The sequence below is a fragment of the Bacillus sp. LL01 genome, assembly GCF_001037965.1.
The window spans coordinates 272,164-284,139 of sequence record NZ_LFEL01000004.1 but is presented as its reverse complement, the minus strand read 5'-3'; the positions used below and the strand labels follow the sequence as shown (position 1 = coordinate 284,139).

General features: G+C 42.1%; 11 protein-coding genes. 8 read left to right on the top strand and 3 right to left on the bottom strand.

Translation table 11 applies throughout. The features are described 5' to 3' along the window. Positions 1 to 17: 17 nt before the first annotated feature. Entirely contained in the window at positions 18 to 1,100 is a 1,083-nt protein-coding gene (serC, locus tag AB685_RS13865) for a 3-phosphoserine/phosphohydroxythreonine transaminase (RefSeq protein WP_047971191.1), read from the bottom strand. Between the two features lie 101 nt (positions 1,101 to 1,201). On the opposite strand from serC, the gene AB685_RS13860 reads away from it, so the two are divergent. Beyond that, on the top strand, positions 1,202 to 2,080 hold the full coding sequence (locus tag AB685_RS13860; protein ID WP_047971190.1) for a hypothetical protein: 879 nt from the start codon (positions 1,202 to 1,204) through the stop codon (positions 2,078 to 2,080). A 48-nt stretch (positions 2,081 to 2,128) separates the two neighbouring features. On the opposite strand, the gene AB685_RS13855 is transcribed toward AB685_RS13860, so the two are convergent. Then, entirely contained in the window at positions 2,129 to 2,551 is a 423-nt protein-coding gene (locus AB685_RS13855; RefSeq protein WP_047971189.1) for an HIT family protein, read from the bottom strand. A 758-nt stretch (positions 2,552 to 3,309) separates the two neighbouring features. Between AB685_RS13855 and AB685_RS13850 the strand changes: the two genes are divergently transcribed. The 3 genes from AB685_RS13850 to AB685_RS13840 all read left to right on the top strand — a co-directional run bounded on the left by AB685_RS13850 (position 3,310) and on the right by AB685_RS13840 (position 6,290). Next, positions 3,310 to 4,050, top strand: a complete 741-nt coding sequence (locus AB685_RS13850) for an ABC transporter ATP-binding protein (RefSeq protein WP_082153632.1) — start codon at positions 3,310 to 3,312, stop codon at positions 4,048 to 4,050. Next, a complete protein-coding gene (locus AB685_RS13845) occupies positions 4,043 to 5,260 on the top strand; it encodes an ABC transporter permease (protein ID WP_047971188.1) in 1,218 nt (405 codons plus the stop codon). The genes AB685_RS13850 and AB685_RS13845 overlap by 8 nt, the downstream gene beginning before the upstream one ends. A 307-nt stretch (positions 5,261 to 5,567) precedes the next feature. Next, positions 5,568 to 6,290 carry an EcsC family protein gene (locus tag AB685_RS13840; RefSeq protein WP_047971187.1) on the top strand — a complete coding sequence of 241 codons (723 nt, stop codon included), beginning with the start codon at positions 5,568 to 5,570 and terminating at the stop codon, positions 6,288 to 6,290. A gap of 265 nt (positions 6,291 to 6,555) precedes the next feature. On the opposite strand, the gene AB685_RS13835 is transcribed toward AB685_RS13840, so the two are convergent. Then, complete coding sequence (locus tag AB685_RS13835; protein WP_047971186.1) at positions 6,556 to 7,764, bottom strand: M20 family metallopeptidase; 1,209 nt, start codon at positions 7,762 to 7,764, stop codon at positions 6,556 to 6,558. Between the two features lie 353 nt (positions 7,765 to 8,117). Here AB685_RS13835 and AB685_RS13830 point away from each other — a divergent pair, with 353 nt between their 5' ends. The 4 genes from AB685_RS13830 to AB685_RS13815 all read left to right on the top strand — a co-directional run bounded on the left by AB685_RS13830 (position 8,118) and on the right by AB685_RS13815 (position 11,473). Continuing rightward, positions 8,118 to 8,795, top strand: a complete 678-nt coding sequence (locus AB685_RS13830) for a phosphatase PAP2 family protein (RefSeq protein WP_053073813.1) — start codon at positions 8,118 to 8,120, stop codon at positions 8,793 to 8,795. Between the two features lie 181 nt (positions 8,796 to 8,976). Next, positions 8,977 to 9,774 carry a cell wall-active antibiotics response protein LiaF gene (liaF, locus tag AB685_RS13825; protein ID WP_047971185.1) on the top strand — a complete coding sequence of 266 codons (798 nt, stop codon included), beginning with the start codon at positions 8,977 to 8,979 and terminating at the stop codon, positions 9,772 to 9,774. Continuing rightward, a complete protein-coding gene (locus AB685_RS13820) occupies positions 9,761 to 10,828 on the top strand; it encodes a sensor histidine kinase (protein WP_082153630.1) in 1,068 nt (355 codons plus the stop codon). The genes liaF and AB685_RS13820 overlap by 14 nt, the downstream gene beginning before the upstream one ends. Further along, complete coding sequence (locus AB685_RS13815; protein WP_047971183.1) at positions 10,829 to 11,473, top strand: response regulator transcription factor; 645 nt, start codon at positions 10,829 to 10,831, stop codon at positions 11,471 to 11,473. Positions 11,474 to 11,976 lie beyond the last annotated feature (503 nt).

Sequence of the window (11,976 nt, the reverse complement as noted above, 5' to 3'; positions counted from 1 at the left end):
AAGGGTAAAGCTATCCATTACTTATACTTAATTTGAAAAGCATGCATGAACGTTGCCAATGCCTCACAGGACTCTAATGGTACCGCATTATAAATGGACGCCCGGCAGCCGCCAACCATACGATGTCCTCCGAGTCCGACAAAGCCTTTCTCTTTTGCCTCTGCTAGAAAAGCTATTGTAAGTTCCTCTGTAGCGAGGTTGAAGGTGATATTCATGTGAGACCTTGAATCTTTTTCGGCATGACCGATGTAAAAGCCTTCACTTTGATCAATAACTTCGTATAGAAGCTCGGCCTTCTTTTGGTTGTTCCTTTCAATTGTATCCACACCACCCTGTTCCGCCACCCATTCCAATACAAGTGACAGCATATAGATGGAGAAGGTAGGAGGGGTGTTGTAAAGGGATCTGTTTTTGGCAAAGGTCTGATAATTCAACATGGTCGGAATGTTATTAGGACATTGCTCGAGTAATTCTTTTTTTATAATCACTACTGTCACACCTGAAGGACCGAGGTTTTTCTGGGCACCTGCATAGATGATGGAGAAATCTTCAATGTTGATCTGCCTGCTCAGGATATCGCTCGACATGTCCGCAATCAATGGAACTTCCGGAGAAAGGGAAGGGAAGTTCCACCATTGTGTTCCGAAGATTGTATTATTGCTTGTGATATGTAGATAGGCAGGATTACTAGATAGCTCCAGGTGAGTAGAGGTACTCGTATAGCCTGACTCTTTCGTGGAAGAGGATACGTGAGTTTCTCCGATTTTTCCTGCTTCCTTTAAAGCTTTTTCAGACCAAGAACCGGTTAAACTGTAATTTCCCGTTTTCCCAGGGGCAAGAAAATTCATGGGTATTGCCGAGAACTGAAGACTTGCGCCACCTTGCATAAAGAGGATGTCGTAGTTATCTGGTATATTCATAAGTTCTTTTAATAGTGTTGCTGCTTTATTATGAACCTTTTCGTACTCCTTGCTTCGATGACTTAATTCCATCACGGACATGCCTGTAGCTTCAAAATCCAACAATTCCTGTTGAGCACGCTTTAATACTTCTTTTGGTAGTGCAGCCGGACCTGCATTAAAGTTATACACACGCTTCATCCTATTACCCTCCTAAAGTGTCCTGAAAATATTAATATATATCCTATCATGGATTGTGTTAGAATACATGAAAGATTTCGAAAAAAGTTAGGAGTTTTGTAATGTATCGTGAACAAAAGCCTTTTGATGTAAGTCCATATGATCATCCGGATATCTATCCTGGACCAAGACCTGCCACTTCCTTTTTATTTTGGCAAGGAAAAGCCCGCCGCCTGGAAGCTCAAAAAGGAATGTCGGTCGAGCAACATTCCATCCACTTTTCCAATGTGGATCATGTATTGGGAAGCCTTGCTTTTCAAAGTGCTGACGTGAAGAAGGTGGAAGATTTTTTACAGGAAGACGGTTTGGCATCAAAGGTTCCGGTGGTCGCCTATGGTTCTAATGTCTGTTTGGCACAGCTTCAATATAAATTCAGCTTACGTCCAGATGAGGATGATTTCATGCTTTGTTTGAAAGGGAAGGTGTTGGATTCCGATATTGTGTATGCACCATTCTTGGCCCCATATGGTTCATTGCCAGCAGTCATTGCCCCTGTAAAAGGTGCTGTGGCAGAGGTGTGGTTGACGTTCATCGATAAGAAGCAGCTGGAATTGATCAACTCTACCGAAAAAGGATATGAACTTAGGGAACACTCCGGAAAGAAGGTGCAATTGGAGACCGGAGAGGTTTTTGATAAGGTGTATGCCTACTTCGAGCCACGGGCGCTATTGTGGGAAGGGGAGATGCGCAGATTTGCGGATATTCCAGGGGACAGTCCGCTTCAGCCTGTATGGCAAAGTGATATGCTGAACAAGTTAAAATCTGCTGTGGACCATAAAGGAACACGAGAGGAATTTATTCATTTATTGAGGTGGGATAGAAACTACAGGGATTATGTTGAGGGTTACCTGAAGTCAGAGTGTACCTACTCGTTTAAACACCCGGATTGGAAGATGGTAGAAAATATTGCATCGGTAGCGGACATGAGCAGATCGTTTTAATTTTAAAAAATGACGTGGGAGCACTGTTTGTCCCACGTCATTTTTGCCTTATTTAATGCCATCTTTAATCTGGGATGAAATTTCTTGTAGATCCTGAGGTGTGTAGTCACTCTGGTTCGATTTCCACACAGCACCAAATCCGTCACCTTTGCCATAGCGCGGCAAAATATGTAGGTGGTAATGGAATACGGATTGCCCGGCAGCCTCTCCGTTGTTGTTCAATAGGTTTAGGCCAATTGGTTGAAACTGCTCTTTAATGGAGTTGGCGATTTTAGGAACCACTTTAAATAGGTTCTCTGCTATTTCAGGGGTAAGTTCGTAAATGTTCTCTTTATGTACTTTAGGAATCACCAAAGTGTGCCCTTTTGTCACCTGACTGATATCGAGAAAAGCCAGTACATGCTCATCTTCATAGACCTTGGCTGCAGGAATATCCCCATCGATAATTTTACAAAAAATACAATCACTCATCAGTATCACCTCTGGAATTAGTTTCATCTATTTTACCATGTTTTGGACAAGTAGCCTAATATGGTAGGAAGACAAATGAAACAAGCAAGAGCAAATGCTCCTGCTTGCTAAGAAAGGGAAGAGAGGCAACAAGCTTCTCTATCTGAATAAGGAGAAGCCTACAAACATCATTTTAGCGTTCAAATAACTGTGTTTGATAAACACCTCATCTGATTTATAAAATGTGTCTAATTGTCAGCTTTCCTGTTCAAAACAACCATCCCCTTGTTACTGAGTTTGACAACTTTAGTAACGCGGCTATCGACTTAAAGTCTCTTTAACGAACACCTCATTTTCAAAATGAATCAATCACAGGTTACGACTTTACAGTAAAGTGTCGCCCGTAAGCACCTCATTTCTTCATCAATCGGAGTTACGTTACAGATGATCGTGTAGTTGCAGTCGGTTAAGTCCCGCAACGACGAGAGTAAATTGTAAACTTTATCAAGAACAAAGCAAAACTGTCTTTGACAGTCACCTCATCTATAAAGAAGTCTTAACTAAAGGCCTGTATAAGTGCCCCTCTGTCCCCTTCCCTACATATGATGCGCACTTTTGCTTAAATTATGTTATGGTAAAATTTAATAATTAGTTTATATTTCATATAGGTTACAGGAGGATTAAATTTTGAAAAGGGGTCAGACCCTTGAAGGATTTCCGTCCTCCATGTAGTAGCTATATTCAATACATAAAATGGTTGGCAGAAAGGATAGGTTGATGTGAGTTTATTGGAGATTATCGGGTTGACTGGTGGGTACACGAATCAAGCGGTGTTAAAGGATATTTCGTTTGGTGTGAAGCAGAATGAGTTGGTGGGCTTGATTGGGTTGAATGGTGCCGGGAAGAGTACCACGATTAAGCATGTAATCGGGACGATGGAGCCGAAGAAAGGGTCCATTAAGATCGATGGCATTTCAATTCAGGAGGATACGACGAAATATCGCTCGACTTTCACCTTTATTCCTGAAACCCCGATTTTATATGATGAATTGACGTTGTATGAACATCTAGAATTGACCGCGATGGCCTACGGTTTATCGAAAGAAACCTTCGAAAAGCGCCTTCACCCATTGCTAAAAGAGTTCAGGATGGAAAAACGCCTTAAGTGGTTTCCTGCACATTTCTCTAAAGGGATGAAGCAGAAGGTAATGATCCTTGCTGCTTTCTTGATTGAACCGAAGCTGTACATTGTAGACGAGCCTTTTGTAGGGTTGGATCCACTTGCGATCCATTCTCTCCTGGAAATCATGGACAAGGCGAAAAAGAGTGGAGCGGGGATTCTCATGTCCACGCATATCCTCGCGACAGCGGAAAAATACTGCGATTCATTCGTTATCTTACATGAAGGAGAAGTGCGAGCAAAAGGAACTCTCCAAGAGTTAAGACAGCAGTTCAAAATGCCAATGGCTTCCCTTGATGACCTTTATATCCAGCTGACAAAGGAAGAGAGCAATGTTTAATGTCGATCAGCTCTGGAAGTCCAGATTCAGCCAATATATAAAGGATACTCGCAGATATTTACGTTATATGTTCAATGATCATCTTGTTATCGTGATGATTTTTCTTCTAAGCGGTCTCGCTCTCGCTTACCAGAACTGGCTGGACATCGTTCCGCCTGATTTTCCTTATCCATGGCTCATGGGGGCAGTACTGGCGATCTTGATGACCAGAGGAAGCATACATACATTCCTGAAAGACCCCGACCTTGTCTTTTTGCTTCCTTTGGAAGAAAAGTTGAAGCCGTATATAAAGAAATCATTTCTTTATTCGATTGTCTTAGAAAGTTATTTTCTCTTGCTGGTTTTTGGCGTTTCTGTGCCTTTATTTTTCACGTTGACAGATGCTACGTTCCAGACACTTTTAGCCATTCTTCTCTTATTGCTTGGAATGAAATCCTGGAACCTGTGGATGACGTGGCTTGTTAATTTCTATACAGATAAAAAAGTGAGATTAACGGACTGGTGGATCAGACTTGCATTGAATTTCGGTCTGCTATATCTTGTTTTTTCCGAAGCGAGTCTGCTTTTTATTGGATTAATAATAGTAGTAATGCTACTGCTACTTGCTTACTTCCAGAAAGCTTCCCAAAAAATGAACTGGAAATGGGACTTGCTGATTGAAAACGAAACGAAAAGAATGCAGCTGTTCTATCGTGTGGCAAACCTGTTTGTCGATGTGCCCGGATTGAAGGAGAAAGTGAAAAGAAGAAGGTGGCTGGATTTTATCCTGGGGTTCACTCCTTATGCCAGAGAGAAGTCCTTTCACTATCTCTATTTGCGTACATTCCTTCGTTCAGGTGACTATTTTGGATTATATCTTCGCCTATTGATTATCGGTTGTGTCCTGCTTCTTACACTCCCAGTGGGCTATGCGACTTATTTGGTTCCGGTACTTGTTCTTTATCTGACAGGTTTTCAACTTATACCGATGTGGAGACATCATTATAATAAGCTATGGCTATCCATCTATCCTGTTCAGGAAGAGCATCGGGTCCATGCTTTTACCAAAATGATATCCCTGATTCTTATTTCACAAACGGTAATCCTCGCTATCCTTTTGGCCTTCGTGGCAACATGGATGGAAGTGGCGATTATCCTTGGTGGGGGGATGTTCTTCTCCTACATATATGTGCAAGGAGTTGTAAAACGAAAAATTGCATCAATTAAATAGGCTCTTTTCTCAAAGATTGTTGCTATTTGCTTGTAAAAAGTCGGGAATTGGACTTTTTACCGTGTATCTACTTTCAAAATATCATGCAATCTCTCCGAATAACCAGGAAAAGAGCACGACAGCAACAATTATTACGGTCGTTGTAAAAATACGAAATAGCAACAAAGTTTACGAAAACAGCCATTAAATAACAGGAAAACACTCAAATGATCACTGAGCATTTGGGTGTTTTTCTTATTTTGAAACATACTGCTCAGAATACCCGTATATAAGATATAATACATAAACCATACAAGGAGTGCTTCCAATGTACGAGGATAATGTGAAGGCTGAGGTCAGAAAGTGGAAATTGCAAGTAGCGAAAAAATCTACCATGTTTCAGCGTCTTTCCAAAGGTGCGCAGAATAAAGTGAATACAATGATTCCGGAAAGGGTTCATACCGTCATGACGGAAAGCATCAAAAAGATGGTGCAGGGGACACTTGTAGGAAGTAAGCTGACAACCAAAATAAATGAGGGGCATGTCGTAATGACCCTAGAAGAAAAGGAAAAATGGATCCAGGAGAAAATCAACATATATAAAAGGACCGCAGCGATGGAAGGAGCGGGAACGGGAGCAGGTGGAATATTGCTCGGGTTGGCGGACTTCCCATTATTGCTCTCCATCAAAATGAAGTTTCTTTTTGAAGTGGCAGCCATATATGGATACAACACGAAAAACTACGAGGAGAGGGTGTTTGTTTTATATATTTTTCAATTAGCTTTCTCCAGTGATGACAGACGGAAAGAAGTGCTGAGGTATATCGAGAATTGGGAGGAGCACAAAGAGGAAGCAAAAGAGCTTGATTGGAAGGTGTTTCAGCAGGAGTATCGAGACCATATCGATTTAGTCAAGATGCTACAGATGATTCCGGGACTTGGAGCAATCGTCGGTGCATACGCAAATTATAATTTTCTCGACCAATTGGGTACCACCGCGAAAAACTGCTACCGTATAAGAATGTTCCGGGAAAAGGGGGAAGACATATAGGCTGTTTTCGCAAAGTTTGTTGTATATTTAAAATGTTAAATGGATGAGTGGATTGGAGCGGAAGGCACTCGACTCCAGCGGGAGGTAGAGGGAAACGGGAGACCCCGCAGGCTTGCCGAGGAGGCTTCCGGCCCTCCCCGCGGAAAGCGAGTGCCTGCAGCGGAAAGGAACGGTCAAACTTTAAAATAACAAAAATCTTTTAGAAAAACAAAAAATGCCGGGCTCTCACTTAGGAGGTAGCCCGGCGTTTTGCTTTATAAACCAACTATGATTGATGGGAAGGAACAAGCTTTTCCTGTTCATACTGGTGGTACATAACTGTGGCCGCGCCTAACGTTTTAGCAGCAACCAACAATGCTTTTTCATGAATATCAAACTTAGGGTGATGATGTGGATATGCCACTTCCACCCCTTCAGGCTTCGCACCGGTAAAGAAGAAGGTCCCCTTGACATGTCTCAGGTAATAGGCAAAGTCCTCTCCCCCCATATGCGGATCAGTCTCTTCCACGGCCTCCACCTCTCTGACAGAGGACGCGACACTAACAAGATAGTCTGTTTCGTCCTTATGATTGACGACAGCAGGATAGCCTCTGTCAAACTTGTATTCGTATGTCGAACCATTTAGAGCGCAAGTGGAGGAAGCTACCACATCTATTTCTGATTCGATTTGATCACGCACTTCATCGTTGAATGTTCGAACCGTCCCCTCCAAATAAGCCGAGTCGGCAATAATATTGAAGGCATTCTCCGCCACAAAAGTTCCGACCGAAATGACTGCGGGATCGACAGGATTCACTCTTCTGCTGACAATCTGTTGAAGGTTAAGGACGAGTTGAGAAGCTGTGACCACAGCATCTTTTGTTTTATGCGGCTGTGCTCCATGTCCGCCAGAACCTTGAAGCTTGATGGAAAAACGGTCGGCCGCAGCCATTACCGGTCCGACACGGTACTGAATGGTGCCAAGCTCAACACCTGACCAAAGGTGGGTTCCAAAGATGACATCCACCCCTTCCAGACATCCATCATTAATCATCGCAATCGCTCCGCCTGGTGCATATTCTTCGGCATGCTGGTGGATGAAGACAACATTCCCTTCAAGGTCCTCTTTCAGTTCATTTAAACATTTTGCAAGAACGAGCAATGTCGCAGTGTGTCCATCATGTCCGCATGCGTGCATGACACCTGGGACTTTTGATTTGTATTCGACATCCTTCTCGTCCTGGATGGGAAGGGCATCAAAGTCCGCTCGTAATGCTACGGTTTTCCCGGGGCGTGCACCAGCGATTTTTGCCACCACACCATTGCCGCCGACGTGTGTCTGATGGGCAATGCCTAATTTTTTATAGAAGTCTGCTATGTAAGCTGCAGTATGGAATTCTTTAAAGGAAACTTCAGGGAATTGATGCAAATAACGTCTAATCTCTACCATTTCATCATAACGATTTTCCAACAGTTCATTCAGCTTATTTAACATAGTGCACTCCTCATTTCGAAAATTTTGTATTTAATGGCTGTTTTCGTAAACTTTGTTGCTTTTTCGTATTTATAAACCAACCATTATATTCCTTGCTGTCGTGCTCTTTTCCCGAGTATCCAGAGTAAACTACATGCCTATTTTAGAGTAGATAAGCTGTGAAAAATCCAAAGGCCGATTTTTCTTGTGAAAAGTCCAATAGCCGACTTTTTACTAGTGAATAGCAACAATCTTCGAGAAAAGAGCCTATTTAATATAGTATTCTATCTGACTCTGTTAAAAAAGAATAGTCATAACTTTCTTAAATTTAGTAAAATTAAAGGTGGATGATGGAATAAGAGGAGATGATTGGAATGCAAGCGGAATATGGCCGGGAGTTGGGCAAGAAAAAGAACAATAAATTGTGGAAAAGGCTTACGTTACTAATTTTTTGTGGAGCCTTCTTTATCTGGTCTTTTCAACAAATCGTGCTACAGAACTCAATAGGATTTGATGAATCGATTCGCAATGGTGTAAATGGACTTGAAGCGGAATTGTTAGTTAGTTTTTTTCATCTGTTCACAATGCTTGGTGATAAAACCGGAGTCATCATTATCATGCTATTATCGATAGGGCTTATTTGGTGGGTAAAGAGGGATTATGCAGCAATGGGAGTGATTGTCGGCGGAGTGATTATCGTCAATGAGCTCAATAAATGGCTGAAAGATTATACTGGTCGCGAGAGGCCGATGACAGGACCAGGTGCGGAAAGTCTCAGTTTCCCTAGCGGACACGCGATGGTCGGCCTTTTCTTCTATGGGTTATTACTTTATTTTGCGTTAGCTTATACAAAAGGAAGCAAAAAGAAGCTTGCGATCGCTATTTTCGGAACGGTGTTTATTGCATTGCTTGGAACAAGTAGAATCTTTTTAAACTACCATTATCCTTCCGATGTGCTTGCAGGGTACTCGGCTGGATATATCTGTTTGATACTTGGGGTATTGGTGTACGAATGGATTCAGGCTATGGTCATGAAGAGGAAAGCGATGTAGCTGAAGCTCATCGCTTTTCCTGTTCCACCTGTGACTCAATATAATTTCCGCCTCCAGACGGACAAAGAAAGTGACCGGGGATAGGGGATTTTCTTCAATGAAATTAGTAAACTAACAGTATAGTGGAGGAATTGCTTCTAACAGTGTCAAATTATAATAGAAGGGAGGCTTCAGGAAATAGATGAAAACATTCAATCAAAAAATAATTGCCATTATTTTTGTTTTTATAGGAATTATGTTGCTGTTTGTCAACATAGGTGTCATTTCCTTGGAAATAAAAGAGTATTTTGTCACATACTATCCGGTCCTGATTGTGCTTTTGGGACTGAAATTTTTGGTCGACACCATTTTTTACCGTAGGCGTGTGCTCTTCTTAAGCGTTTTTCTGCTAGCCTTTGGCGGGTTGCTTTTAATGGACCGGTTCGGATTAGTGGTGTTTGAATTTCATATGTTCTGGAAACTGTGGCCGCTTTTGATTATTTACTTAGGTGTAAGGCTTTTTGTAAACAAGCGTCCGGTAAAAGTCTCATTCGCTAAAGGAGATACCGACTTCGATGTCCATTTCGATTCGGATGAGGAGAAGGCAGAATTTCAGGAATCAAAAAGAGCAGGTTCAAAGAAAGTGATAACCATCGGCGATATGAAAATGAATAAGCAGAACTGGGCGGTGGAGCCATTGACCGTCTGGAATGTAGTGGGGGATTACTATTTTGACTTCAGTAAAGCATATATTCCCGATAAGGAAACAAACATCCAAATCAAAGGAGTGGTCGCGGATTTAAAAATGCTTGTACCTGAGGATCTGCCAATTAAAGTAGCGGCAAAAGTGAAAGTAGGTCAATTGAATATCTTTGGTAATACGTCTGAAGGGAAGGGGAACAAACTTTTCTATGTATCACCAAATTATGAAGAGGCAACCAGAAAACTCAATATAGTGCTGGATATGAAAATAGGGGATGTTCGAATTGATCGGGTCTGATAAAGGGAAGAAAATAGAAAGTTTGCGTTTTTGGTATATTCGTTCCTTTATTGTCGTGTCGGTTGTTTCAGCTTTTCTTTTATTCATTTTCCTCCAAAGTGTACTGCTTTTCTATCCTGAAGGCTTGGTAGTCAATGTCCAATGGAGTATGTTGATGACGGTTGTCGCTTTTTTCATCATGACAGTAACCAGCTTGTATTTTGGATATAAGCAGAGCGGCTATATGAAAAAACGTGTGGAAGATATCTCGACCTTCATTGCGACTCTTGGGAGAGGTAAATTTTCGGAAAGAATTGCTGTCGGACAGACAGATGAGTTGGGAAGGTTATCGGAAGATATCAACCAGCTGGCCATTAAGATACAGAATCAAGTGAAATCCTTGCAAAAGCTTGCCGAAGAAAAAAATGAGCTTGCGATTAAAGCCCATAACGCTGCTACGATCGAAGAACGCCAGCGTCTGGCGAGGGAATTGCATGATTCAGTAAGTCAACAACTGTTTGCACTTAGCATCATGTCTTCGGCTGCTATCAGGATGTTTGATTTGTATCCTGAAGAGGCAAAGAAACAATTGACTGATATCGCTTCCATTGCAGCACAGGCTCAGGGTGAAATGAGAGCACTCCTTCTCCATTTAAGACCCATTTCTTTGACAAATGATTCCTTGTGCGTCGGAATTAATAAGTTGCTAGAAGAACTTGAGGATCGTACTCCAATCACTTTCCAAAAGGAAATCCAGGAGACCAATGTTCTTTCAAGTGCCACTGAAGATCATTTGTTCCGAATCATCCAAGAAGCCATCTCCAATATTCTTCGGCACGCAGATGCAACAATTGTTAAATTGGACATGCATCAAAAAGGGAACCAGTATGTATACATATTTATTAGTGATAATGGAAAAGGTTTTGATATCAATCAACAAAAACAGGCTTCCTATGGACTACATACCATGAGAGAGCGCTGTGAAGAAATAGGTGGACAGTTCAATATTCGCTCCAAAAAAGGGGAAGGGACGCATATTGAAATCCATATCCCGATAAGAGAGGGGGAAAAATAGATGGATAGAATCAAAGTGGCGGTAGTGGATGATCATGATATGGTGCGAAAAGGACTATTAGCATATTTAATAACAGAGCCCACTATCGAGGTTGTCGGGGAAGGTTCGAGTGGACAGGCGGCTATTGAATTGGCAAAAAGAGAAAAACCGGATGTGATGTTGATGGATCTGCTAATGGATAACGGCACAGGAATAGAAGCGACACGGGAAATCGTCAAATTTCTGCCTGATTGTAAAATTATTATCATTACGAGCTATTTCGATGACGAACAAGTATTCCCTGCCATTGAGGCCGGAGCATATAGTTATTTATTGAAAACAGCAAGAGCGGAAGATATCATCAAGGCGATCGAGAAGGCTGTGCAAAATGAGCCTGTCATTGAGCCCAAGGTCGCAAGCAAAATGATGAAACGGTTCCGATCACCTTCAAAGCTTCCGCATGATGAATTGACGGAGCGGGAGCTGGAGGTGCTCATGTGCCTTGGAGATGGATTGACCAACCAGGAAATAAGTGATGAACTTTTCATCGGGGTAAAGACTGTCAAAACACATGTAAGCAATATTTTAAGCAAGCTGCAAGTGGCAGACCGGACGCAGGCAGCCATTTATGCCAATAGACATGGCGTTCTCCGTGAGAAAAAATAGCTCTATAATTGACGAAACCCGCCATTCTTAAAAGAAGTGCGGGTTCTTTGTTATAGGCTGTTTTCGTAAACTTTGTTGCTTTTTCGTATTTATCAACTAACCGTTATATTCCTTACTGTCGTGCTCTTTTCCTGGGTGTACAGAGTAAACTACATGCCTGTAAAAGTCCAACGGCCGACTTTTTACTAGTGAATAGCAACAATCTTTGAGAAAAGAGCCTTGTTAAAAGATAAGAAAGCATATAATTCTGTTGATTTCCCTTACAGGCGCTTCGCTTTCCAGTGGGCGGTCCGGGAGCCTCCTCGGCAAGTCTGCGGGGTTCTCCCCTGTCCCTTCCTCCCACAGGGAGTCTGCGCGCCTTCCACTGCAATCAACAAGGTGGTTTCATTCATCGAAAGGATAACAAAAAACTATCTTAGTTTCTAGCTGTGGATTGGAGCAAATAGCGTAGACTCCTACGGGGGAGTAGCGACAATCTTGAGACCCCGCAACGGAGTGAGGAG

What these genes read in the sequence shown, in the direction of transcription:
- serC (WP_047971191.1), bottom strand. Translation starts at nt 1,100, where the DNA reads ATGAAGCGTGTGTATAACTTTAATGCAGGTCCGGCTGCACTACCAAAA.
- AB685_RS13860 (WP_047971190.1), top strand. Translation starts at nt 1,202, where the DNA reads ATGTATCGTGAACAAAAGCCTTTTGATGTAAGTCCATATGATCATCCG.
- AB685_RS13855 (WP_047971189.1), bottom strand. Translation starts at nt 2,551, where the DNA reads ATGAGTGATTGTATTTTTTGTAAAATTATCGATGGGGATATTCCTGCA.
- AB685_RS13845 (WP_047971188.1), top strand. Translation starts at nt 4,043, where the DNA reads ATGTTTAATGTCGATCAGCTCTGGAAGTCCAGATTCAGCCAATATATA.
- AB685_RS13840 (WP_047971187.1), top strand. Translation starts at nt 5,568, where the DNA reads ATGTACGAGGATAATGTGAAGGCTGAGGTCAGAAAGTGGAAATTGCAA.
- AB685_RS13835 (WP_047971186.1), bottom strand. Translation starts at nt 7,764, where the DNA reads ATGTTAAATAAGCTGAATGAACTGTTGGAAAATCGTTATGATGAAATG.
- AB685_RS13830 (WP_053073813.1), top strand. Translation starts at nt 8,118, where the DNA reads ATGCAAGCGGAATATGGCCGGGAGTTGGGCAAGAAAAAGAACAATAAA.
- liaF (WP_047971185.1), top strand. Translation starts at nt 8,977, where the DNA reads ATGAAAACATTCAATCAAAAAATAATTGCCATTATTTTTGTTTTTATA.
- AB685_RS13815 (WP_047971183.1), top strand. Translation starts at nt 10,829, where the DNA reads ATGGATAGAATCAAAGTGGCGGTAGTGGATGATCATGATATGGTGCGA.